This window comes from Superficieibacter sp. BNK-5 (assembly GCF_047456055.1).
Taxonomy (GTDB): Bacteria; Pseudomonadota; Gammaproteobacteria; order Enterobacterales; family Enterobacteriaceae; genus Superficieibacter.
The window spans coordinates 1,115,754-1,140,673 of the sequence record NZ_CP179893.1; the positions used below are offsets into that span (position 1 = coordinate 1,115,754).

Here is a 24,920-nt window from a genome sequence, read left to right on the forward strand (position 1 = left end):
TTATTTTTCGCCCTCAGACCACGGATAGTGGTTAGAGCAGCGATGCGTGATACTTCAATTTAGCAAATTGTGAACCTGCACCGACAGGCAGTGTAAGGGTAAAGTGCAAGGGTTGCGCTCCTTTCATAAGGAGAGCGGATGGACACGCTGACGCAGAAGCTGATTGTGCTCATCGCCGTGCTGGAGTTATTACTGGCTCTGTTACGGCTGATTGACCTGCTGAAATAATTCTCAGGTTGAAACGCACCAAAGGGGGAAACCACTCCCCCTTTAATAAACATTAACGCCTGAAGTTTACCCGGCCAGCGCGTCAACAATTTCTACGCCGCAGCTGGTGCCGATACGCTCCACGCCAGCGTCAATCAGTTCCTGAGCAAATTTTAAATCGCGAATGCCGCCGGACGCTTTCACTTTAATCTGATCTTTAACGATGCTTTTCATCAGCTTAACGTCTGCCAGCGTCGCGCCGCCGGTGCCAAAGCCGGTAGAGGTTTTGATAAAATCAGGACGCACTTCGAGCGCGATTTCACACAGCTTCACTTTCTCTTCATCAGTCAGATAGCAGTTTTCGAAGATGACTTTCGACGTCACCTGATGCTTCTTACAAATGCCGACGATCGTCTCCATCTCTTTTTTGATGTAGGCGTAATTTTTGTTTTTTAGCTCGCCGATGTTAATCACATAATCAATCTCGCCGGAACCGTTGGCGATGGCGTCTTCCGTTTCAAACGCTTTGGTTTCAATCGTGTTTTGGCCCAGCGGGAAACCAATTGCCGCTCCGGCCAGAACCTCGCTTCCTTCGAGATACTTCAGGCAGGTTTTTACGACCGCCGGATTGATCGCCACCATTTTAAAGCCGTAATGTTTGCTCTTTTCGCACAGTTGCTTAAAGTCCTGCTCACAGGCAAAAGGCTTCAGCAGCGTCTGGTCGATCATCTTTGCCAGTGACTGTTTGGTTAATTTCATTTCTCTCTCCCGTTATGATGTTTAGCAGCCTTGCTGTCGGGCTGTCAGAGGATAAATCACAGCCACATATTATCGTTTTGTGTCGATTAGTAAATATTGATAGCGATCTCATGTGATAAGGATCATAAAACAACAGCAAATAACAATTACAGCATTCAGGCAATAAAAAACCTGAACTGCCGGAGAAGCAGTTCAGGTTCGGGAAGAGAGAAGGGAAGCGTTAGCCAGCGACAGCGATACGTTTCATATCGGTCATATAGCCGCGCAGTTTTTTACCCACTTCTTCAATCGGATGGTTACGCACGGCTTCGTTAACATCACGCAACTGGGCGTTATCGACCGCAGTGCCTTCGGCAGCTTTACCCAGATCGCCCGGCTGAATCTCAGTCATGAACGATTTCAGCAGCGGCACACAAGCGTAAGAGAACAGGTAATTACCGTACTCAGCGGTATCGGAGATGACCACGTTCATTTCGTACAGACGCTTACGGGCGATAGTATTCGCGATCAGCGGCAGCTCGTGCAGGGATTCGTAGTAAGCGGACTCTTCGATGATGCCGGAATCGACCATGGTTTCGAACGCCAGTTCAACACCGGCTTTCACCATCGCGATCATCAGGACGCCTTTATCGAAGTATTCCTGCTCGCTAATTTTGCCTTCAAACTGTGGCGCGGTTTCGAAAGCGGTTTTGCCAGTCTCTTCGCGCCAGGTCAGCAGTTTCTTATCATCGTTGGCCCAGTCGGCCATCATGCCGGAAGAGAACTCACCGGAGATGATGTCGTCCATATGTTTCTGGAACAGCGGTGCCATGATCCCTTTAAGCTGTTCAGACAGTGCATAAGCACGGACTTTTGCCGGGTTGGACAGGCGGTCCATCATCAGCGTGATACCGCCCTGCTTCAGCGCTTCGGTGATGGTTTCCCAGCCGAACTGAATCAGTTTTTCGGCATAGGCCGGGTCAGTACCTTCTTCCACCAGCTTGTCGAAGCACAGCAGCGAACCGGCCTGCAACATGCCACACAGAATGGTCTGCTCGCCCATCAGGTCAGATTTCACTTCCGCAACGAAAGAAGACTCCAGTACGCCCGCGCGATGACCACCGGTCGCCGCAGCCCAGGCTTTGGCAATCGCCATGCCTTCGCCTTTCGGATCGTTTTCCGGGTGAACGGCAATCAGTGTCGGCACGCCGAAACCGCGCTTGTACTCTTCACGGACTTCAGTGCCCGGACATTTCGGTGCCACCATCACCACGGTGATGTCTTTACGGATCTGCTCACCCACTTCGACGATATTGAAACCGTGCGAATAACCCAGCGCCGCGCCGTCTTTCATCATCGGCTGAACGGCACGCACCACGTCAGAATGCTGCTTGTCCGGCGTCAGGTTAACCACCAGATCGGCCTGCGGGATCAACTCTTCGTAGGTGCCAACTTTGAAGCCGTTTTCAGTCGCTTTGCGCCATGACGCGCGCTTCTCGGCAATGGCTTCTTTACGCAGGGCGTAAGAGATATCCAGACCGGAGTCGCGCATGTTGAGGCCCTGGTTCAGCCCCTGCGCGCCGCAGCCGACGATGACCACTTTTTTACCCTGAAGATAGCTTGCGCCATCGGCAAATTCGTCGCGGCCCATAAAGCGGCATTTGCCCAGCTGTGCCAGCTGCTGACGCAGATTCAGTGTATTAAAGTAGTTAGCCATGGTGATACCTCGTGATGTTGTGTTGTCGTGCTTATTATTCAGTTCGCTTTTGCGATAATGAACTTACTATATGACAGGAAATTTATTGCGGAAATTGATATATTCACAACGTCACATTGCAATTTATGCAATGTAAAATCAGGGAGAGCGGCTGGTGGATTTACGCGATCTAAAAACCTTTTTACATCTGGCGGATAGCCGTCATTTTGGCCGTAGCGCCCGGGCGATGCACGTCAGCCCTTCCACGCTCTCCCGGCAGATTCAGCGTCTGGAAGAGGACCTCGGCCAGCCGCTGTTTATTCGTGATAACCGCACCGTTACCCTGACCGAGGCAGGCGAGGAGCTGCGCGTTTTTGCCCAGCAGACGCTATTGCAATACCAGCAGCTACGTCACACCATGGATCAGAAAGGGCCGTCGCTTTCCGGTGAGTTACACCTGTTCTGCTCCGTCACCGCTGCCTACAGCCATCTGCCCCCGATCCTCGACCGTTTTCGTGCCGAGCATCCTTCCGTTGAGATCAAACTCACTACCGGCGATGCTGCCGACGCGATGGAGAAAGTCGTCACCGGCGAAGCGGATCTGGCGATTGCCGGAAAGCCCGAGACCTTACCCGGTGCGGTAGCCTTTACTATTCTGGAGAATCTGGCAGTGGTACTCATCGCGCCTGCCCTGCCCTGCCCGGTGCGTAATCAAATCTCTGTCGATGCGCCCGACTGGTCAACGGTGCCGTTTATCATGGCCGATCAGGGTCCGGTGCGTCGCCGTATTGAGCTGTGGTTCCGCCGTCATAAAATCAGTAATCCTTTAATTTATGCAACGGTTGGCGGGCACGAAGCGATGGTTTCCATGGTCGCACTCGGTTGCGGGGTAGCGTTACTACCAGAAGTGGTACTGGAAAACAGTCCGGAACCGGTGCGTAATCGGGTGATGATTTTAGAGCGCAACGACGAGGAGTCACCGTTTGAGCTGGGCGTCTGCGTACAGAAAAAACGGCTGCATGAACCGTTAATTGATGCGTTCTGGAAAATTGTTCAGGGTTAATAAGGAAATAAAATGCGCACAAAAATAATGCTGTTATCCGTGCTGGCAGCGATGTGCTTCAGCGTACAGGCTAAACCGAAGGGCATTACCGTGCAGGATGTAAAGCATCTGGCGCTAAAGCAGTGTCTTGTTGATAACTATCGCGATCTTACCCCGGCCGACGCAAATTCTGCGCCGTCTCACGATGCCTCATTTATGGTAGAGAGTTATGCGCTGGGCAATGCGGGCGTCTGGGACGCGTTTCTGAAATTCGTCGCCAAAGAGACAAAGGATTATGACAAGTTGACGATGTCCCTGCATCCCGACCATGCTCAAACCGCCAATAACGTGCTGGCGCAGTGCATGGCGTTTTATGAGTCGGATAAGCTGGATAACTATGTGCAGGGCTTATTCAAATAATATTCCAGAAGCAGCGTTAGCCCGGCTGCATTATAAATCCGCCGGGTCCACCTGTTTCATTGTCTCCACCGTCATCAGCCACTGATACAGCGGTTCAAGCTGCTGAAAGCCTTGCGTCAGCGTGTCGACCAGATCCACACTGAATAATTTTCCCACCTCGTTATCCGTCACCATCACGGCAAAGGTTTTACGGTGATACCAGTCGGAAATGGTGGGGTCGAGATCTTTTATTTTTAGCCGCTTATAGCTTTCGCCCACCAGTTCAAAGGGTGCCTGGCAGCATTCGGCTACTTCAAGAAACTGCGCCGGGCGCTGTTTTAACGTATGGCGGAACAGGTCCATCGTCGCCTTGCTGGCGCTGTAGTAGCCGAGGCCGTAACGCAGCGTGTCCGGGCTGATTTCAAAAAACCAGACCGGCGCGTCGGTCCAGTTTTTAGCCGAGCGTTTAAAGGTCAGCCACATCCGGCTACGGTAGCGCGATTTATCGTGCGAGAAGCGCGTATCGCGATGAATCCGTGACAGCGTTTTGCCAATGGCGGGACGGGTTTCTAACAGCGGGTCGATCTCCAGCATCGCGGGCGCTAAGTCTTCCACCAGCGCGCGGAATGGCGTGAGCAGGCTACGGTCGTAGATAAAACGGTGTTCATCGAACCAGGCTTTATCGTTTTCAATACGTACCTGCTGGAGAAAATCGAGTCCTTCTTGTGCAAATCCGTGGAAGCGTCCTGCCATCTGGTTGCCCTTTTTGCGAGATATTATTAGTGCATTATCGCACCAGGACACGTGCTGTCTACGTCATTTTGATAAATGACCGCAAAGCCGCATATCGCTCTTTCCGGTCATCATCACGGCTAACCCGCCAGGAAGAACCGAAACGCCGGGTTATGGGTCTCATCATATCTTTCAGCGCGTTTCGGAAGTCGGCTCGTGACCGTCCAACTCAAACGTCACCAGCCCACGAAATGGCGTGAGCAGGCTGCGCTCGTAGATAAAACGCTGTTCATCGAATCGTATTTTATCGCTTCAATACAGGCCTGCTGGAAGAATCGAGCCATTCTTGCGCCACTATCTCTCACCAGGAAACGGGAAACAGACGCGTTTCCCGTTGTTGCACTTATTGCATGGGCGACTCATTGCACCCGTCAGGCCTCGTTAACCGGGAAGGAAGCCGCAACGGGTTGCCTTTTTTTACTGAGCGTCAATAAACCCAAAAGCACCATGGCGGCGACAGCTGAGGAGATGATAAAGAAGATAGAATGATAGCCCACTCTATCAAATAGCTTACCAATAGGTAACGAGAGCAGGATGATGCCAAGCGATCCGGCGATATTAAATCCGACTAAATATATCGTTGAAGAGAGCCGTTTATCAAAGTTGGCAATACTGAATTTAAAGACTGACAGTACAAATAGCGGAACTTCAATTGCATGCAGCATTTTAATAAATGAAATGATGTAGACATCAGTAAACAATGCTGAGCCAAGGATACGGCAGGTCATGATGATACCACCGAGAATCAATGAATATTTAGGTCCAATACGATTGATCAGGAAAGGCACTAACGCCATGCCCACCCCCTCCAGAATAACCTGAAATGAATTCAGGTAACCATATACGCGGGATCCCATATCCGGATTATCAAATAGTCCGGCATAAAAAACGGGAAACATTTGTTGATCGTAGATGTTATAAAAAGACCATGTTCCCACGACAAATAACACGAAAAACCAAAATTGCTTATCTTTAAAGATAGTCATAAAGTCATGGACATTGACTTCGCTGGCCTGTTGCGTTTTATGCGTGTCGGTTGACGATGGTGATACAATATTAATGAGCAGGAAGCATAGCCCCATCGCTGAGACGCACCAGAAGTTAATATGTGGGTTAATGCTGAAAAAAATCCCACCAACAAAAGTGCCAACGGCATAGCCCACGCTACCCCAAAGTCGTGCCGTACCGAATTCAAATGTGAACATCCGGCTCAGCTTCTCAACAAAGCTTTCGATCAGCCCGCATCCGGCAAGAAAACCCAGGCCAAAAAATATTGCTCCTAGGAACATACCTACCGTAAAGTTGGTACTGAGCAATGGCTCATAAACATAGATAAGGAATGGGCCACTTAAAATCAGTATTATTGCCATTAGCCAGATAAGCCTTTTTTTTACCCCTAGCTTATCCTGAATGATGCCATAGCCAATCATAAAAATCATACTGAAAAACTGGTTTACTGAATAAAGTAAACCGAGTTCTTCGCCTGTCAGTCCTATCTTTGTTTTTAACCATATGGCGTAAAATGACCACCATAATGACCATGCTCCAAAGAAGAAGAGCAAATACCCTGAAGCACAGCAATAATTCTTATTACTGAAAAGCATATTTATTTTCATTTTTTTATCCTGCCATAAGGATACAATCACGCTTGTGATTTTCTGCTATAAATATCCTGGATAACACCCGCTCATTACAGGCGACTGCCGGGTAACTATCCATCCCTCTGTTAATAGATTCTGATGATAAATTATCGAACATGATGCCAATTCTAAAAATGCATATCCTTTGCGAGTAACCTCCGATGCAAAGTGGAACGGAATAAGGGGTAGCGGCTTAACTACCCTATATTAGTTAGTACGCCAATTGCCATGCAGAGCATTCATGCACTACGGCATTACCATGGTGGCAGAACAGAGAAAGCTGACGATCGTTCTCTGCCGGATAAATACGACTACTCAGCGTGTATTCCCCCTCATTAACAAAAAGTTCTAACGAGGATTTATCAATAAAGAGGCGCAGGTTCAACCTTTCACCCTCTGGAAGAGGTACGCTGCGGTAACCACTGACATTTAGCGTTGGATAATTGCGCTCAAGCACAATCCGCCGTGTCTGATTATCAATAAAGATACGCGCGCCGGCGCCCAGGCAAATCCCATACTGCTCTGCCATACTGCGGGAAATATCCCATTCGAGTAACACTTCCAGCGCCTGTGCATCATCCATCAGCGGCAGATTTTGCTGGAACAATTCACCCGGCTGCCACTCGAGACGTTCTGTGCGTAGTGTCTCTATTTCCTTAACGGGCACCTGGCGGACTCGGCCCGTTTCAGAAAGCGTTAATTCGCGTGGAAGGGTGAGCATTCCTGCCCAGCCATCCGCTTTTTCCGGCATCGGGGATTCCCACATTGCCAGCCAACCGATGATGACCCGGCGACCATCCGGTGTGGTAAAACTTTGCGGGGCATAAAAATCATGACCGTGATCGAGTTCCTGGAAAGCATGTTGCGGGGTAAACGGCATCCCTGGTTGCCAGTTGCCCACCACATAGCCACTCTGAAAAAGATTACGATAATGATCGCCGTCTGCGTTTACCCCCTGAGGAGAAAACATCAATATCTGTTTATCGCCGAGCGGAAAAAGATCCGGACATTCCCACATATAGCCATCGCAAATATCAGTGCCGCGAATAGCGCTTTCATGCTGCCAATGACGTAAATCATCTGAACGATAAATGAGGATCTCACCAGTATCATTCACTTTTGTGCCAACCACCATGTACCAGCCATTATCTTCACGCCATACTTTCGGATCGCGAAAATGGTGTGCGCCTGCTGGCGTATCCAGCACCTGACCTTCCCGTCGAAATGTTACGCCATCGCGACTGGTTGCCAGGCACTGCACCTGATAAAGATTTTCATCTACGGGCTGTCCATGGAATTTGTGCCCTGTATAGATCAGCGAAAGTATTTCTCCCTCTACCACGGCGGAACCCGAAAAACAGCCGTCCTTATCTTCCGGACCTTCAGGTGCCAGCGCGACAGGAAGATGTTCCCAACGAATCATATCGCGGCTTCTTGCATGCCCCCAGTGCATTGGTCCCCATTCCGCCGCATAAGGGTAATGCTGATAAAAAGCATGAAAATAACCGTTGAACCACGTAAGACCATTGGGATCGTTCATCCAACCGACAGGAGCCGCTAAATGAAAGCGCGGATACCAGCGATAATCCACATCCGGCTGATTTTCCTTAATAAAATGATTTGCTGAAGCCAGTAATCCGTCCATATCTACCTGCTGAAAAAATTAAAAGAAGTCATTTTGGAAAAAAAGATAACGTTAACATTTTGAATGATCACCCAAGCATTGCGGGACTTGCGATGTTAATCACAAAAGTTAACGTTAACATTAAGGTAATGTTATCGCCTTCCCATTTCTTTACCAGGTTTTGTCTGGCATCAACCACTAAGGATCGGCTTGCAAATGGCGTCATTAAAAGATGTGGCAAAGCTCGCGAACGTTTCACTGATGACGGTATCACGTGCGCTCAACGAGCCTGCACGGTTGAAGAAAGAGACGTATAACAAAGTCATGGCTGCCGTGAAGCAACTTAACTATGTTTCAGATATATCAGCCCGGAAAATTCGTGGTGCTAAATCAACGCCGAGCACTATTGGTGTACTGGCGCTGGATACGATGACGACGCCCTTTTCTGTCGACATTACGCTTTCCATTGAGGAAACGGCGCGCGCGCATGGATGGAACAGTTTTTTGGTAAATATGTTTTCCAATGACAACCCGGATAAAATTGTCGATCTCCTGATGTCTCACCGCCCCAATGGTATTATTTACACCACTATGGGATTACGTCAGGTACCCGTTCCCAAAAAACTCCGTACACTTCCGTGCGTACTGGCAAATTGTGAAAGTTTGACGGATAAGTTCGCCAGCTACATTCCTGATGATGAAAATGGGCAATATGCTGGGGTAAAAGCATTGTTTCAGGCAGGCTATAAAAAGCTGCTGTGTATTCATCTTCCCCAGGCTCTGGTTGCCAGCCAGCGGCGGAGGGCAGGAATTGAACGTGCCTGTCTGGATTCGGGCATCGATCCACGCACGCTCATCCATCATTACTTACCAGAAGGCGATCAGCATTACCTCAATGCCGCCAATATTATTAACCAGCACCTGGCGGCGTCGCATCGCTTTGATGCGATTGTTTGTGGTAACGATCGCGTAGCGTTTGTCGTCTATCAGGCGTTATTAACACGAGGTCTGAAGATCCCTGAGGATATTGCTGTGCTGGGATATGACAATATGGTAGGAACCGGCGAGCTGTTTTATCCGCCGCTATCAACGGTGCAATTGCCGCATTATGAAATCGGACGTCTCAGCGCCTTGCATATTATTAATGGTGAGACGCATCAGGATACCGTACGGGTTGAAAGCCCATTTCTCGCCCGACAATCGCTGTAACGTCTCCCGTACACGGGAGACGTTAGCATTTAAGCCAGGAAGAACCGAAACGCCGGGTTATGGGTCTCATCATGACACTCATAGCCCAGTTCTTTCAGCCGCGTCTCGAAATCCGGCTCATGATCGCCCAGCTCAAACGCCGCCAGCACGCGGCCATAGTCGGTGCCGTGGCTGCGGTAGTGGAACAGGGAGATGTTCCAGTGGGTTCCTAACGTATGCAAAAACTTCAGCAATGCGCCGGGGGATTCCGGGAACTCAAAGCTGAACAGCCGCTCCTGAAGCGGTTTTGACGGGCGACCACCGACCATATAGCGCACATGCAGCTTCGCCATCTCGTCATCTGAAAGATCCACCACGCCATAGCCGCCTTCATGGAGCAGTTGCAGGATCTCCTGACGCTCCTCCAGCCCGCGGCTTAAACGCACGCCGACAAAAATGCAGGCGTCTTTGGCATCGGCAAAACGGTAATTAAATTCGGTGACCGAACGACCGCCGAGTAACTGGCAGAATTTCAGGAAACTGCCCTTCTCCTCCGGAATAGTTACGGCCAGTAACGCTTCCCGTTGTTCACCCAGCTCGCAGCGCTCGGAAACGTAGCGCAGACCGTGGAAGTTTACGTTCGCCCCCGAAAGAATGTGCGCCAGATGTTCGCCATGAATATTGTGCTGAGCGATGTATTTCTTCATACCCGCCAGCGCCAGTGCGCCGGAGGGTTCCGCCACCGCGCGCACATCTTCGAACAGATCCTTCATCGCCGCGCAAATCGCATCGCTGTCGACGGTGATAATGTCGTCAAGGTATTCCTGACACAAACGGAACGTCTCATCGCCGATGCGCTTCACCGCCACGCCTTCGGCAAACAGCCCGACACGCGGCAGATCGACCGGATGGCCAGCATCCAGTGCCGCTTTCAGGCAGGCGGAGTCTTCGGCTTCAACGGCGATCACTTTGATCTGCGGCATTAGCTGTTTGATCAGCACCGCGACGCCCGCCGCCAGGCCGCCGCCGCCTACCGGGACAAATACGCGATCGAGATGCGCATCCTGCTGGAGCAGCTCCAGCGCCAGCGTGCCCTGCCCGGCGATCACCATCGGATGATCGAACGGCGGTACCCAGGTGAAGCCCTGCTGTTGCGACAGTTCAATCGCTTTGGCTTTGGCTTCGTCAAAGTTCGCGCCGTGGAGCAGCACTTCGCCGCCAAAACTACGCACGGCGTCGACTTTGATATCCGCCGTTGCCACTGGCATTACAATCAGCGCTTTGACGCCAAGACGCGTGGCGGAAAACGCTACGCCCTGTGCATGGTTGCCCGCCGAAGCGGTAATCACGCCGTGCGACTTCTGCTCCTCCGTCAGCCCGGACATCATGGCGTAAGCACCGCGCAGCTTAAAGCTATGTACCGGCTGCCGATCCTCACGTTTTACCAGAATGACGTTATCCAGCCGCGCGGAGATTTTTTCCATTTTTTGCAGCGGGGTGACCTGCACCGCTTCATAGACCGGCGCGCGGAGCACCGCTCTGAGATACTCCGCCCCTTCGGGGGCGGAGGAGAGAGGTTGTGCGTCGGCCATCATCAGCCTCCCAGTTTGGATTTATCGCGCACCGCGCCTTTATCCGCGCTGGTGGCGAGGCTGGCGTAAGCGCGCAGCGCGAAGGAGACCTGACGTTCACGCGCTTTCGGCGTCCAGGCGTCTGCGCCACGCGCATCCTGTGCCTCACGACGGGCAGCGATTTCCTGATCGCTCAATTGCAACTGAATACCGCGATTCGGGATATCAATCGCAATCATGTCGCCATCTTCAATCAGCGCGATATTGCCGCCGCTGGCCGCTTCCGGCGAAACGTGACCGATAGAGAGACCAGAGGTGCCGCCGGAGAACCGTCCGTCAGTGATCAGCGCACAGGCTTTGCCGAGGCCCATCGATTTCAGGAAGGTCGTCGGATAGAGCATTTCCTGCATCCCCGGCCCACCTTTCGGCCCTTCATAGCGGATCACGACCACATCGCCTGCGACGACTTTGCCGCCGAGGATCGCTTCCACCGCGTCATCCTGGCTTTCATACACTTTCGCCGGGCCGGTGAATTTCAGGATACTGTCATCCACGCCTGCGGTTTTCACGATGCAGCCGTTTTCGGCAAAGTTACCGTACAGCACGGCCAGACCACCGTCCTGACTGTAGGCGTGCTCCAGCGAACGGATGCAGCCTTCAGCGCGGTCGTCATCCAGCGTATCCCAGCGACACTCCTGCGAGAACGCCTTCGTGGTGCGGATGCCTGCCGGTCCGGCACGGTACATATTTTTTACCGCCTCGTCCTGGGTTATTACCACATCATATTGTTCGATGGTTTGCGGCAGCGTCAGGCCAAGAATATTTTTTACGTCGCGGTTCAGCAGTCCGGCACGATCCAGCTCGCCCAGAATGCCGATGACGCCGCCCGCGCGATGGACGTCTTCCATATGGTATTTCTGCGTGCTTGGCGCGACTTTGCACAGCTGCGGCACCTTGCGGGAAAGCTTGTCGATATCGCTCATGGTGAAGTCGATTTCCGCTTCTTGCGCCGCCGCCAGCAGATGCAGCACGGTGTTGGTCGAGCCACCCATCGCGATATCCAGCGTCATCGCGTTCTCAAAGGCGGCTTTGCTGGCGATATTGCGCGGCAGCGCGCTGGCATCTTCCTGCTCGTAATAACGTTTGGTCAGCTCAACAATGCGTTTACCGGCGTTGAGGAACAGCTGTTTACGGTCGGCGTGCGTCGCCAGCAGCGAACCGTTACCCGGCTGCGACAGGCCCAGCGCTTCGGTCAGGCAATTCATTGAGTTGGCGGTGAACATCCCGGAACACGACCCACAGGTCGGACAGGCGGAACGTTCGACCTGTTCGCTCTGATCGTCAGAGACTTTCGGGTCAGCGCCCTGGATCATCGCATCCACCAGATCGAGCTTAATGATCTGATCGGAGAGTTTGGTTTTCCCGGCTTCCATCGGGCCGCCGGAGACAAAAATCACCGGAATGTTCAGGCGCAGCGAGGCCATCAGCATGCCGGGGGTGATTTTGTCGCAGTTAGAAATACAGACCATCGCGTCGGCGCAGTGGGCATTTACCATATATTCAACGGAGTCGGCGATCAGCTCGCGCGACGGCAGTGAATAAAGCATGCCCCCGTGGCCCATCGCGATACCGTCATCCACCGCAATGGTATTGAATTCTTTCGCCACGCCGCCTGACGCTTCGATTTGTTCAGCCACCAACTTGCCCAGATCGCGCAGGTGTACGTGGCCCGGCACGAACTGGGTGAAGGAGTTGACGACCGCGATAATCGGCTTGCCGAAATCGGAGTCGGTCATCCCGGTGGCGCGCCACAGCGCACGTGCTCCGGCCATGTTACGGCCGTGGGTGGTAGTGGCGGAACGATATTTAGGCATGCTTTAGTTACTCCCAGTGTCTGTCTATTCAATGGGACGGTGCGTGCCGTCCCATTTTTTAATTAGTTATTAACTTGATCCAACCAGCCCCATTTGTCTTCGGTTTCACCGGTGAAGAGGCCAAAGAATGCTTGCTGAATACGTTTGGTGACCGGGCCGCAGCGGCCTTCACCCACCTGAATACCGTCAACGCTGCGTACTGGCGTGATTTCAGCGGCAGTGCCGGACATAAAGACTTCATCCGCCAGATAGAGTGATTCGCGGGACAGTACCTGCTCACGCACTTCGATATCCAGATCTTTCGCCAGCTTGATGATGGCATCGCGGGTGATACCCGGCAGCGCGGAAGAGGTGAACGGCGGGGTAAACAGGATGCCGTCTTTCACTTCAAACAGGTTCTCGCCCGCGCCTTCAGAGATATAGCCGTTAACGTCCAGCGCGATCCCTTCCTGATAACCGTGACGGCGCGCTTCGCTGCCTACCAGCAGAGAGGAAAGGTAGTTGCCGCCCGCTTTAGCCGCGGTTGGGATAGTATTCGGTGCCACGCGGTTCCAGGAGGAGACCATCGCATCAATCCCCTGATCCAGCGCGTCTGCACCCAAGTAAGCGCCCCACGGGAACGCGGCGATGATCACGTCAGTGGTATAACCTTCTGGCGGGTTCACACCCATCCCGACATCACCGACAAATACCAGCGGACGAATGTAGGCGCTGGTCAGGTTGTTTTTACGAATCACCGCACGGCAGGCTTCCATCAGTTCGTCAACGCTCTGTGAAACCGGGAAACGATAGATTTTGGCTGAATCACGCAGACGCTGCATGTGTTCGCGATGGCGGAACACCACTGGCCCTTTGTGAGAATCGTAGCAACGGATCCCTTCAAATACTGAGGTACCGTAATGGAGCGCGTGAGACATCACGTGAACTTTCGCGTCTTCCCAACGAATCATCTCGCCATTGGACCAAATGTAATCAGCTTTTTTCGTCGTCATTTTCTTTCCTATTGCGCTCAGGCGCGGATTTGTTGTGATGTAGTTGTTCGTTGCTGTATCTCGACACGAGCGACGTCGACCAGTTTATTCAACTGACTAAACAGTAATTCGACGGGCCGGGGGCTGGCAACGGTCAATTCAATATTTATGTTCTGTGCATCGGTAGCCGTTTCCATATTCATGGCGCAAATCTGAAAGCCACGATGGCGAACGACACGTAAAACACGTTCTAACGTTTCCGGGTTGAAGCGAGCCTCTACGGCGACCTGATGTTGCATCATGATAATTTCTCCAGCATTTGTGCGTTACTGGCACCAGGCGGTACCAGCGGCCAGACGTTCTCAAGTTCGTCGATTGAGACATGAAGCAGGTATGGTCCTTCGCTGTTCAGCATGGCGTCGAGGGCCGCTTCAACCTGGTCTTTTCGGGTGATGTGCTGACCAGGGATGCCGAAGGCGCTGGCCAGCATGAGGAAATCGGGGTTATCGGTAAGGGTGGTTTCGCTATAACGTTCCTGAAAAAACAGCTGCTGCCATTGTCGAACCATACCTAACCGCTGATTGTCGAGTAAAACGATTTTCAACGGCAGCTGCTTGCGTTTTACGGTGCCCAGCTCCTGTACATTCATCATAAAGGAGCCGTCACCGGAGATACAGATAACCGTATCATCCGGTCGCGCCACCTGCGCGCCGACCGCCGCAGGCAAACCAAAGCCCATCGTCCCCAGGCCGCTGGAGGTGATGAAGTTCTCCGGACGGGTGTAGGTCATATGCTGCGCCGACCACATCTGATGCTGGCCGACATCGGTCGTCACCACACTGTCCGTCGGCTTACGATCGGAAAGTTGTTTCAGCAGCAACGGCGCATAGATGGCCTCACCGGGATGATCGTAACGCCACGCATGTTCACGGCGCAGGTCCGCGCTGTACTGACGCCAGGCGTCAATCGCTAACGGCTGTTGCAGAGCGGGCAGCAGCGTGTTCAGATCGCCCTGCAAGCCAACGTGTACCTGGCGCAGTTTATTCATTTCCGCCGGGTCGATATCCATATGGATGACGTTGGCGTGCGGGGCAAAGGTGTTCAGCTTACCGGTCACGCGGTCGTCAAAGCGCGCGCCAACGGCAATCAACAAATCGCATTCCTGTACCGCAAAGTTGGCCGCTTTTGTACCGTGCATACCCAACATGCCGAGATAGTGCGGATCGGTAGCCTCGACCGCGCCCAGTCCTTTCAGCGTGCAGGTGGAAGGCATTTGCGTGACAGCAATAAACTCACGCAGCGCTGGCACGGCCTGCGCCATGCCAACGCCACCACCGACGTAGAGCATCGGTTTCTGCGCCTGCGCCAGCATCTGACGTGCCTGCTCCATTTCTGCCTGCGGGAACGTAACATCGTTTTCTACGGTGGAAAAATGCGGCTCCAGCTCGCCGACAGCTAACTGGATGTCTTTCGGGATATCAACCAGCACCGGGCCGGGACGGCCTGAGTTTGCCACCTGAAAGGCCTCCGCCATTACACGCGGCAACTCTTCCAGCGACTGCACCAGAAAACTGTGTTTGGTGCAGGCCAGCGACAAACCAAGGACGTCCACTTCCTGAAACGCGTCCGTACCAATGAACGGCGCGGCGACCTGGCCGGTGATAGCGACAACGGGCACGGAGTCTAACAGCGCATCGGCGAGGCCGGTGATAAGGTTGGTCGCCCCAGGACCGGATGTAGCGATACATACGCCGGTTTTGCCGGTTGAACGAGCGTAGCCGATAGCCGCCATGGCCGCGCCCTGCTCATGACGACACAACAGGTGTTCCAGGCCGCCGTCATACAGTGCATCGTAAACCGGCATAATTGCGCCGCCAGGATAACCGAACACGGTATTAACTCCCTGCGCCCGCAACGCATGTACCACCCATTGTGCTCCATTCATAGTGACTTCCCCGCCGTAGATCGTGTGGAACAGAATTTTATGCTGTTAGCCATTCTCTGTTCCTTGTTGCTATTTTTAAGGTCAAAAAAAACCCCCGGACCTTTCGGTGCGGGGGTCTTAGTTCGTTAAGGCTTGATTTTTAAGCCTTTCCTCGTCCAAGTGCAGCCCCGCACGGTGGGATAATAATCACCACCACGCTAATCACGACCAGGCTAATCACTCGTAGAAGGGCTGTCATTTTCTGTACTTTCTGGCTTCTTGTTCGAAGGAATACCTAAAGAGTTATCACAGATTCAGGGACAAACACAAGATTTTTTTATGACCTTTTTTCTGAGCACGCTAACGGTTTAGCAAAATATCTTTGTTTTTTATGAGAAAAAATTTAAATGAAAATATTTCACCTTTTAGGTGATGGCCTGCCGTTTATGTTCTTTTTGCAAAGGCGATCCAGAAAAATTTGTAATGTTGCACGCAGGCTTAAAAAGCCGGGAATCACACTCGCAAAGGCAGGATTTTGCCATTAACAGCGTATCGCCAGACGACTACTCTCTCGCAAAGGAGGAGCTATGTCGCTATCAATTGTCTTCACACGCGCCGCACTCGGGGTTTCAGCCCCGCTGATTACGGTAGAAGTGCACATCAGCAATGGTCTGCCTGGTCTGACGATGGTCGGTCTGCCGGAGACGACCGTCAAAGAGGCGCGGGATCGCGTTCGTAGCGCGATCATAAACAGCGGTTATATCTTCCCGGCAAAAAAGATCACCATTAACCTTGCCCCGGCCGATTTACCTAAAGAGGGCGGCCGGTATGACTTACCTATCGCCATTGCGCTTCTGGCTGCCTCTGAGCAGCTCAACGCCTCGCAACTGGGTCGATATGAGTTTGTAGGCGAACTGGCGCTTACAGGCGCGTTACGTGGGGTTCCCGGGGCGATATCCAGCGCCATGGAGGCATTAAAAACCGGGCGGCAAATTATCGTCTCGCACGAGAATGCGGCAGAAATCGCATTAATCGGTGGAGAAGACTGTTTTATCGCCACACATCTTCAGGAAGTCTGTGCGTTTCTTGAAGGCAAGCAGGCGTTACCGTTTCCACCTTCTGAGGATGTCGCTGTGCCAACCGTTGCGCAGGATATTGCGGATGTGATTGGTCAGGAGCAGGGAAAGCGAGCGTTAGAGATCACCGCCGCCGGAGGACATAATCTGCTGTTTATCGGACCACCGGGTACCGGGAAAACCATGCTGGCCAGCCGCCTGAATGGGCTTTTACCGCCGCTCAGTAATCAGGAGGCGCTGGAGAGCGCCGCTATTGTCAGCCTGGTCAATGCCAGCAACGTCCGCCAACAGTGGCGGTGTCGGCCCTTTCGCTCACCGCATCACAGTGCGTCGCTGACCGCGATGGTCGGCGGAGGGTCGATTCCTGCGCCGGGTGAGATCTCGCTGGCGCATAACGGTATTCTGTTTCTTGATGAGCTACCCGAATTTGAACGGCGCGTGCTTGACGCTTTACGCGAGCCGATTGAATCCGGGAAAATTCATATTTCCCGTACCCGGGCAAAAATCACCTATCCGGCGCGCTTTCAACTTATTGCCGCCATGAATCCCAGCCCCACCGGACATTATCAGGGCAATCATAATCGCTGCTCGCCGGAGCAGACGCTGCGCTATCTCGGACGGTTGTCCGGTCCTTTTCTCGATCGTTTTGATTTGTCACTGGAGATCCCGCTTCCCCCACCGGGTTTGCTTAGCCAGCCGGTAAAGCGCGGCGAGAGCAGCGAAACGGTCAGGCAGCGGGTTATGGAAGCACATGAGCGCCAGTATGCCCGGCAGAATACCCTGAATGCCCACCTTGAAAGTAGTGCGCTGCGCGAGCACTGTCGATTAAGCGATGACGATGCGTTCTGGCTCGAGCAGACGTTATCCCAGCTCGGGCTATCTATCCGCGCCTGGCAGCGTTTGCTGAAGGTTGCACGGACGATTGCTGATATTGAACATTGCGATCGGCTGGAACGCCAGCATTTGCAGGAAGCGCTGAGTTATCGGGGAATCGACAGATTGCTTATCCATCTGCAAAAGATGATGACGTAAAAAAGGGGCTTGCGCCCCTGAATACTTAATCTTCTGATTCGGTGTAGTCTTCCGCACCTTCCATCTGCGGTTTACCGCCAGACAGAGTGTGGAAACGCTTAGGACGCTTGATACGCGTCATGTATTTGGACCACACACGCTCTGCTTCTGTGACCGGTTCGCGCTGACCACGGCATACCGCGACAAATTGAACTTCTTCTTCGGTTGCAGGCTCACGTTTACCCAGGTCCAGCTCGTTGAAGGCATAACCATGACGCTCAAGCAGTTGTGCCTCTTTGATGGTGAAATCACCGTGACGAGAGAACCCACGGGGGTAGTATTTATTGTCGAAATATCGATTAGTCGTCGTAAAGCTTTCCGCCATCCTACACGCTCCTAATTCTTCTGGCCGAGCTATTTATGGCGCGGAGTATTAGTTACGCTTGACAGAGTGTAAAACAAAACATTTAAATCATAACGACAAAAATTTTTGCGGAGAAAGATGTGGATACGGAATTGCTAAAAACTTTCCTTGAAGTGAGCAGAACACGCCACTTTGGGCGTGCCGCTGAAGCGCTATACCTGACGCAGTCTGCGGTCAGTTTTCGTATTCGCCAGCTGGAAAACCAGCTCGGCGTAAATCTTTTTACCCGCCATCGTAACAACATCCGCTTAACGGCTGCGGGTGAAAAACTTTTGCCCTACGCAGAGACGCTAATGAATACCTGGCAGGCGGCGCGGAAGGAGGTGGCGAATACATCGCGCCACAATGAGTTTTCGATTGGTGCCAGCGCCTCGCTATGGGAGTGCCTGCTGACGGACTGGCTAAGCGAGTTATATCAGGCGCAGGACGGGTTACAGTTTGAGGCGCGAATTGCCCAGCGACAGTCGCTGGTGAAACAACTTCATGAGCGGCAACTGGACTTGCTGATTACTACGGAAGCACCCAAGATGGATGAGTTCAGCAGCCAACTGTTAGGGCATTTCACACTGGCACTGTTTTGTGCATCAGCATCGCGTCTGAAGGCTGAACTTAACTATTTACGTCTGGAGTGGGGTGCTGATTTTCAGCAACATGAACAAGGGCTGATCGCCAGTGATGATATCCCCCTTCTGACGACCAGTTCCGCTGAGTTAGCCCGGCAGCAACTGACTGCATTAAATGGCTGTACGTGGCTGCCTGTGAACTGGGCCAGAGAAAAAGGGGGGTTGCATACGGTAACTGACAGTATGACGCTGACACGGCCTTTATATGCCATCTGGCTGCAGAACAGCGATAAGCAGTCACAAATCCGTGAGATCCTTAAAGCAGGCGCTATTGACTGATGTTCCCGCCGCAAGGCGGGATCTCTGGAATAGATGAAGGAGGAATTTGACGAATTTTGGGCAAAAAAAATCCTTTGCCGAAGCAAAGGATAATTTTCTGGCAGGGGCGGAGAGACTCGAACTCCCAACACCCGGTTTTGGAGACCGGTGCTCTACCAATTGAACTACGCCCCTAATTAGGGTGGCGGAATGGACGGGACTCGAACCCGCGACCCCCTGCGTGACAGGCAGGTATTCTAACCGACTGAACTACCACTCCACCGAATTTCGTCACACTACACCGGTTTGTTGCCCCGGTTTACTGCTAATTTGATGCCTGGCAGTTCCCTACTCTCGCATGGGGAGACCCCACACTACCATCGGCGCTACGGCGTTTCACTTCTGAGTTCGGCATGGGGTCAGGTGGGACCACCGCGCTAGTGCCGCCAGGCAAATTCTGTTTATCAGGGTGCAGGCTGCACACTGATTAATCTGTAATCAGGCTGAAAATATTCTCTCAAATCCGCCAAAACAGCTTCGGCGTTGTAAGGTTAAGCCTCACGGTTCATTAGTACCGGTTAGCTCAACGCATCGCTGCGCTTACACACCCGGCCTATCAACGTCATCGTCTTTAACGTTCCTTCAGGAGACTTGTAGTCTCAGGGAAGACTCATCTCGGGGCAAGTTTCGTGCTTAGATGCTTTCAGCACTTATCTCTTCCGCATTTAGCTACCGGGCAGTGCCATTGGCATGACAACCCGAACACCAGTGATGCGTCCACTCCGGTCCTCTCGTACTAGGAGCAGCCCCCCTCAGTCTTCCAGCGCCCACGGCAGATAGGGACCGAACTGTCTCACGACGTTCTAAACCCAGCTCGCGTACCACTTTAAATGGCGAACAGCCATACCCTTGGGACCTACTTCAGCCCCAGGATGTGATGAGCCGACATCGAGGTGCCAAACACCGCCGTCGATATGAACTCTTGGGCGGTATCAGCCTGTTATCCCCGGAGTACCTTTTATCCGTTGAGCGATGGCCCTTCCATTCAGAACCACCGGATCACTATGACCTGCTTTCGCACCTGCTCGCGCCGTCACGCTCGCAGTCAAGCCAGCTTATGCCATTGCACTAACCTCCTGATGTCCGACCAGGATTAGCTGACCTTCGTGCTCCTCCGTTACGCTTTAGGAGGAGACCGCCCCAGTCAAACTACCCACCAGACACTGTCCCCACACCAGATTATGGCGCCAGGTTAGAACATCAAACATTAAAGGGTGGTATTTCAAGGTCGGCTCCACGCAGACTGGCGTCCACGCTTCAAAGCCTCCCACCTATCCTACACATCAAGGCTCAATGTTCAGTGTCAAGCTATAGTAAAGGTTCACGGGGTCTTTCCGTCTTGCCGCGGGTACACTGCATCTTCACAGCGAGTTCAATTTCACTGAGTCCCGGGTGGAGACAGCCTGGCCATCATTACGCCATTCGTGCAGGTCGGAACTTACCCGACAAGGAATTTCGCTACCTTAGGACCGTTATAGTTACGGCCGCCGTTTACCGGGGCTTCGATCAGGAGCTTCTCTTGCGATAACCCCATCAATTAACCTTCCGGCACCGGGCAGGCGTCACACCGTATACGTCCACTTTCGTGTTTGCACAGTGCTGTGTTTTTAATAAACAGTTGCAGCCAGCTGGTATCTTCGACTGGTTTCAGCTCCATGAGCAAGTCACTTCACCTACGCACCAGCGTGCCTTCTCCCGAAGTTACGGCACCATTTTGCCTAGTTCCTTCACCCGGGTTCTCTCAAGCGCCTTGGTATTCTCTACCTGACCACCTGTGTCGGTTTGGGGTACGATTTCGTGTTACCTGATGCTTAGAGGCTTTTCCTGGAAGCAGGGCATTTGTCACTTCAGCACCGTGGTGCCTCGTCATCACGCCTCAGTGTTAACAGCGTTCCGGATTTACCTGGAACACCCACCTTCACGCTTAAACCGGGACAACCGTCGCCCGGCCGACATAGCCTTCTCCGTCCCCCCTTCGCAGTAACACCAAGTACGGGAATATTAACCCGTTTCCCATCGACTACGCCTTTCGGCCTCGCCTTAGGGGTCGACTCACCCTGCCCCGATTAACGTTGGACAGGAACCCTTGGTCTTCCGGCGTGCGGGTTTTTCACCCGCATTATCGTTACTTATGTCAGCATTCGCACTTCTGATACCTCCAGCAGCCCTCACAGGCCACCTTCAACGGCTTACAGAACGCTCCCCTACCCAACAACGCATAAGCGTCGCTGCCGCAGCTTCGGTGCATGGTTTAGCCCCGTTACATCTTCCGCGCAGGCCGACTCGACCAGTGAGCTATTACGCTTTCTTTAAATGATGGCTGCTTCTAAGCCAACATCCTGGCTGTCTGGGCCTTCCCACATCGTTTCCCACTTAACCATGACTTTGGGACCTTAGCTGGCGGTCTGGGTTGTTTCCCTCTTCACGACGGACGTTAGCACCCGCCGTGTGTCTCCCGTGATAACATTCTTCGGTATTCGCAGTTTGCATCGGATCGGTAAGTCGGGATGACCCCCTGGCCGAAACAGTGCTCTACCCCCGAAGATGAATTCACGAGGCGCTACCTAAATAGCTTTCGGGGAGAACCAGCTATCTCCCGGTTTGATTGGCCTTTCACCCCCAGCCACAGGTCATCCGCTAATTTTTCAACATTAGTCGGTTCGGTCCTCCAGTTAGTGTTACCCAACCTTCAACCTGCCCATGGCTAGATCACCGGGTTTCGGGTCTATACCCTGCAACTTAACGCCCAATTAAGACTCGGTTTCCCTCCGGCTCCCCTATACGGTTAACCTTGCTACAGAATATAAGTCGCTGACCCATTATACAAAAGGTACGCAGTCACCCCATAAAAGAGGCTCCCACTGCTTGTACGTACACGGTTTCAGGTTCTTTTTCACTCCCCTCGCCGGGGTTCTTTTCGCCTTTCCCTCACGGTACTGGTTCACTATCGGTCAGTCAGGAGTATTTAGCCTTGGAGGATGGTCCCCCCATATTCAGACAGGATACCACGTGTCCCGCCCTACTCTTCGAGTTCACAGCATATGCATTTTGGTGTACGGGACTATCACCCTGTACCGCCGGACTTTCCAGACCGTTCCACTAACACGCATGCTGATTCAGACTCCGGGCTCCTCCCCGTTCGCTCGCCGCTACTGGGGGAATCTCGGTTGATTTCTTTTCCTCGGGGTACTTAGATGTTTCAGTTCCCCCGGTTCGCCTCATGCCACTATGTATTCATGACATGATAGTGTGACGAGTCACACTGGGTTTCCCCATTCGGGTATCGCCGGTTATAACGGTTCATATCACCTTACCGGCGCTTATCGCAGATTAGCACGCCCTTCATCGCCTCTGACTGCCAGGGCATCCACCGTGTACGCTTAGTCGCTTAACCTCACAACCCGAAGATGTTTCGCTTCGTGTTGCGAAAATTTGAGAGACCCACGAACAACTTTCGTTGTTCAGTGTTTTTCAATTTTCAGCTTGATCCAGATTTTTAAAGAGCAAAACTTCGCAGTGAACCTTCTCAGGTACACTCTGAAGTTTTCTTGTTTCGGACAGTAAAGGATGGTGGAGCTATGCGGGATCGAACCGCAGACCTCCTGCGTGCAAAGCAGGCGCTCTCCCAGCTGAGCTATAGCCCCATCGTAGTTATCTCATTTAACCGTAATTCGTTCTGAGACAAGGCGTGGAACGGCGAAGCATACTTATGTATGCGAGTCGTTTCACAACGCAGTATCAGGACGAATTTGGTAGGCCTGAGTGGACTTGAACCACCGACCTCACCCTTATCAGGGGTGCGCTCTAACCACCTGAGCTACAAGCCTGCAGAGATTTTTACTGCCCGTTTTTCATCAGACAATCTGTGTGAGCACTACAAAGAACGTTTCTTTAAGGTAAGGAGGTGATCCAACCGCAGGTTCCCCTACGGTTACCTTGTTACGACTTCACCCCAGTCATGAATCACAAAGTGGTAAGCGCCCTCCCGAAGGTTAAGCTACCTACTTCTTTTGCAACCCACTCCCATGGTGTGACGGGCGGTGTGTACAAGGCCCGGGAACGTATTCACCGTGGCATTCTGATCCACGATTACTAGCGATTCCGACTTCACGGAGTCGAGTTGCAGACTCCGATCCGGACTACGACATACTTTATGAGGTCCGCTTGCTCTCGCGAGGTCGCTTCTCTTTGTATATGCCATTGTAGCACGTGTGTAGCCCTGGTCGTAAGGGCCATGATGACTTGACGTCATCCCCACCTTCCTCCAGTTTATCACTGGCAGTCTCCTTTGAGTTCCCGGCCGGACCGCTGGCAACAAAGGATAAGGGTTGCGCTCGTTGCGGGACTTAACCCAACATTTCACAACACGAGCTGACGACAGCCATGCAGCACCTGTCTCACAGTTCCCGAAGGCACCCCGGCATCTCTGCCAGGTTCTGTGGATGTCAAGACCAGGTAAGGTTCTTCGCGTTGCATCGAATTAAACCACATGCTCCACCGCTTGTGCGGGCCCCCGTCAATTCATTTGAGTTTTAACCTTGCGGCCGTACTCCCCAGGCGGTCGACTTAACGCGTTAGCTCCGGAAGCCACGCCTCAAGGGCACAACCTCCAAGTCGACATCGTTTACGGCGTGGACTACCAGGGTATCTAATCCTGTTTGCTCCCCACGCTTTCGCACCTGAGCGTCAGTCTTTGTCCAGGGGGCCGCCTTCGCCACCGGTATTCCTCCAGATCTCTACGCATTTCACCGCTACACCTGGAATTCTACCCCCCTCTACAAGACTCTAGCATGCCAGTTTCGAATGCAGTTCCCGGGTTGAGCCCGGGGATTTCACATCCGACTTGACACGCCGCCTGCGTGCGCTTTACGCCCAGTAATTCCGATTAACGCTTGCACCCTCCGTATTACCGCGGCTGCTGGCACGGAGTTAGCCGGTGCTTCTTCTGCGGGTAACGTCAATGAATGAGGTTATTAACCTCACTCCCTTCCTCCCCGCTGAAAGTACTTTACAACCCGAAGGCCTTCTTCATACACGCGGCATGGCTGCATCAGGCTTGCGCCCATTGTGCAATATTCCCCACTGCTGCCTCCCGTAGGAGTCTGGACCGTGTCTCAGTTCCAGTGTGGCTGGTCATCCTCTCAGACCAGCTAGGGATCGTCGCCTTGGTGAGCCGTTACCCCACCAACAAGCTAATCCCATCTGGGCACATCCGATGGCAAGAGGCCCGAAGGTCCCCCTCTTTGGTCCGAAGACGTTATGCGGTATTAGCTACCGTTTCCAGTAGTTATCCCCCTCCATCAGGCAGTTTCCCAGACATTACTCACCCGTCCGCCACTCGTCAGCGAAGCAGCAAGCTGCTTCCTGTTACCGTTCGACTTGCATGTGTTAGGCCTGCCGCCAGCGTTCAATCTGAGCCATGATCAAACTCTTCAATTTAAGTTTGATGCTCATGAATTAAACTTCGTAATGAATTACGTGTTCACTCTGAGACTTGGTATTTCTTTTTTGCCTTTCGGCATTTAAGAATCCGTATCTTCGAGTGCCCACACAGATTGTCTGATAAATTGTTAAAGAGCAGTTGCGACGCGCTTTAGCGCTGTGTCGCGAGGTCCCGTATAATACGTTTTCCTCATTCAGAGTCAAGCGTTTATTTTCGCTTTTCTCTGTCGGCGTTCTTATTCGAACCCCGCTGACCCGGCGGCTTGCGTGCCGTTGTTCCGTGTCAGTGGAGGCGCATTATAGGGAGTTCTCTGACGTTGACAAGCCCTCTTTTCAAAAAACTTTTCAACCGTCTCTTTT

General features: G+C 52.6%; 17 protein-coding genes, 4 tRNA genes and 3 rRNA genes. 5 read left to right on the top strand and 19 right to left on the bottom strand.

The window, feature by feature from the left end; genetic code table 11:
- Positions 1-294: 294 nt before the first annotated feature.
- Positions 295-966 carry a deoxyribose-phosphate aldolase gene (gene deoC / locus ACMGGS_RS05395; protein ID WP_414165325.1) on the bottom strand — a complete coding sequence of 224 codons (672 nt, stop codon included), beginning with the start codon at positions 964-966 and terminating at the stop codon, positions 295-297.
- A 220-nt stretch (positions 967-1,186) separates the two neighbouring features.
- A complete protein-coding gene (ilvC, locus tag ACMGGS_RS05400) occupies positions 1,187-2,662 on the bottom strand; it encodes a ketol-acid reductoisomerase (RefSeq protein WP_176920237.1) in 1,476 nt (491 codons plus the stop codon).
- Between the two features lie 154 nt (positions 2,663-2,816).
- On the opposite strand from ilvC, the gene ilvY reads away from it, so the two are divergent.
- Both ilvY and ACMGGS_RS05410 read left to right on the top strand, forming a co-directional pair.
- Positions 2,817-3,704: an HTH-type transcriptional activator IlvY gene (gene ilvY, locus ACMGGS_RS05405; protein ID WP_176920238.1), complete on the top strand. Its 888-nt coding sequence runs from the start codon at positions 2,817-2,819 to the stop codon at positions 3,702-3,704.
- A 12-nt stretch (positions 3,705-3,716) separates the two neighbouring features.
- On the top strand, positions 3,717-4,103 hold the full coding sequence (locus tag ACMGGS_RS05410; RefSeq protein WP_414165326.1) for a hypothetical protein: 387 nt from the start codon (positions 3,717-3,719) through the stop codon (positions 4,101-4,103).
- A gap of 30 nt (positions 4,104-4,133) precedes the next feature.
- Here ACMGGS_RS05410 and ACMGGS_RS05415 read toward each other — a convergent pair whose 3' ends face one another.
- The 3 genes from ACMGGS_RS05415 to ACMGGS_RS05425 all read right to left on the bottom strand — a co-directional run bounded on the left by ACMGGS_RS05415 (position 4,134) and on the right by ACMGGS_RS05425 (position 8,159).
- A complete protein-coding gene (locus tag ACMGGS_RS05415; RefSeq protein WP_414165327.1) occupies positions 4,134-4,835 on the bottom strand; it encodes a DUF2461 domain-containing protein in 702 nt (233 codons plus the stop codon).
- Between the two features lie 410 nt (positions 4,836-5,245).
- Positions 5,246-6,490 carry an oligosaccharide MFS transporter gene (locus ACMGGS_RS05420; protein ID WP_414165328.1) on the bottom strand — a complete coding sequence of 415 codons (1,245 nt, stop codon included), beginning with the start codon at positions 6,488-6,490 and terminating at the stop codon, positions 5,246-5,248.
- Positions 6,491-6,725: 235 nt separating this feature from the next.
- Entirely contained in the window at positions 6,726-8,159 is a 1,434-nt protein-coding gene (locus tag ACMGGS_RS05425) for a glycoside hydrolase family 32 protein (protein WP_414165329.1), read from the bottom strand.
- A 195-nt stretch (positions 8,160-8,354) separates the two neighbouring features.
- Between ACMGGS_RS05425 and ACMGGS_RS05430 the strand changes: the two genes are divergently transcribed.
- Complete coding sequence (locus ACMGGS_RS05430) at positions 8,355-9,347, top strand: LacI family DNA-binding transcriptional regulator (protein WP_414165330.1); 993 nt, start codon at positions 8,355-8,357, stop codon at positions 9,345-9,347.
- Between the two features lie 29 nt (positions 9,348-9,376).
- Here ACMGGS_RS05430 and ilvA read toward each other — a convergent pair whose 3' ends face one another.
- The 6 genes from ilvA to ilvL form a co-directional block, all read right to left on the bottom strand.
- A complete protein-coding gene (ilvA, locus tag ACMGGS_RS05435) occupies positions 9,377-10,918 on the bottom strand; it encodes a threonine ammonia-lyase, biosynthetic (RefSeq protein ID WP_414166203.1) in 1,542 nt (513 codons plus the stop codon).
- Between the two features lie 2 nt (positions 10,919-10,920).
- A complete protein-coding gene (gene ilvD / locus ACMGGS_RS05440) occupies positions 10,921-12,771 on the bottom strand; it encodes a dihydroxy-acid dehydratase (protein ID WP_414165331.1) in 1,851 nt (616 codons plus the stop codon).
- Positions 12,772-12,833: 62 nt separating this feature from the next.
- Positions 12,834-13,763, bottom strand: coding sequence for a branched-chain amino acid transaminase (locus ACMGGS_RS05445; protein WP_194208680.1), 930 nt, complete (start codon positions 13,761-13,763; stop codon positions 12,834-12,836).
- Between the two features lie 17 nt (positions 13,764-13,780).
- A complete protein-coding gene (gene ilvM, locus ACMGGS_RS05450) occupies positions 13,781-14,044 on the bottom strand; it encodes an acetolactate synthase 2 small subunit (RefSeq protein ID WP_176920245.1) in 264 nt (87 codons plus the stop codon).
- The gene (gene ilvG / locus ACMGGS_RS05455; RefSeq protein WP_414165332.1) at positions 14,041-15,687 is read right to left on the bottom strand and encodes an acetolactate synthase 2 catalytic subunit; all 1,647 of its coding nucleotides are present in this window, start codon (positions 15,685-15,687) and stop codon (positions 14,041-14,043) included. Before ilvG ends, ilvM begins: the two co-directional genes overlap by 4 nt.
- A gap of 139 nt (positions 15,688-15,826) precedes the next feature.
- Entirely contained in the window at positions 15,827-15,925 is a 99-nt protein-coding gene (gene ilvL / locus ACMGGS_RS05460; protein ID WP_001311244.1) for an ilv operon leader peptide, read from the bottom strand.
- Between the two features lie 328 nt (positions 15,926-16,253).
- On the opposite strand from ilvL, the gene ACMGGS_RS05465 reads away from it, so the two are divergent.
- Positions 16,254-17,774 carry a YifB family Mg chelatase-like AAA ATPase gene (locus ACMGGS_RS05465; protein ID WP_414165333.1) on the top strand — a complete coding sequence of 507 codons (1,521 nt, stop codon included), beginning with the start codon at positions 16,254-16,256 and terminating at the stop codon, positions 17,772-17,774.
- Between the two features lie 25 nt (positions 17,775-17,799).
- Here the strand turns inward: ACMGGS_RS05465 and ACMGGS_RS05470 are convergent, their stop codons facing one another.
- Complete coding sequence (locus ACMGGS_RS05470; RefSeq protein WP_103677628.1) at positions 17,800-18,138, bottom strand: DUF413 domain-containing protein; 339 nt, start codon at positions 18,136-18,138, stop codon at positions 17,800-17,802.
- Between the two features lie 101 nt (positions 18,139-18,239).
- Here ACMGGS_RS05470 and hdfR point away from each other — a divergent pair, with 101 nt between their 5' ends.
- On the top strand, positions 18,240-19,079 hold the full coding sequence (gene hdfR, locus ACMGGS_RS05475) for an HTH-type transcriptional regulator HdfR (protein ID WP_414166204.1): 840 nt from the start codon (positions 18,240-18,242) through the stop codon (positions 19,077-19,079).
- Positions 19,080-19,177: 98 nt separating this feature from the next.
- On the opposite strand, the gene ACMGGS_RS05480 is transcribed toward hdfR, so the two are convergent.
- The 7 genes from ACMGGS_RS05480 to ACMGGS_RS05510 all read right to left on the bottom strand — a co-directional run bounded on the left by ACMGGS_RS05480 (position 19,178) and on the right by ACMGGS_RS05510 (position 24,557).
- Positions 19,178-19,253, bottom strand: a tRNA-Trp gene (locus ACMGGS_RS05480).
- 8 nt (positions 19,254-19,261) lie between these two features.
- A tRNA-Asp gene (locus ACMGGS_RS05485) sits at positions 19,262-19,338 on the bottom strand.
- A 55-nt stretch (positions 19,339-19,393) separates the two neighbouring features.
- A 5S ribosomal RNA gene (gene rrf, locus ACMGGS_RS05490) occupies positions 19,394-19,509 on the bottom strand.
- 96 nt (positions 19,510-19,605) lie between these two features.
- A 23S ribosomal RNA gene (locus ACMGGS_RS05495) occupies positions 19,606-22,512 on the bottom strand.
- 174 nt (positions 22,513-22,686) lie between these two features.
- Positions 22,687-22,762: transfer RNA gene (locus ACMGGS_RS05500), tRNA-Ala, on the bottom strand.
- Positions 22,763-22,868: 106 nt separating this feature from the next.
- A tRNA-Ile gene (locus ACMGGS_RS05505) sits at positions 22,869-22,945 on the bottom strand.
- 70 nt (positions 22,946-23,015) lie between these two features.
- Positions 23,016-24,557, bottom strand: a 16S ribosomal RNA gene (locus ACMGGS_RS05510).
- The 16S, 23S and 5S rRNA genes sit together here with 4 tRNA genes alongside, the layout of an rRNA operon.
- Positions 24,558-24,920: the final 363 nt, after the last annotated feature.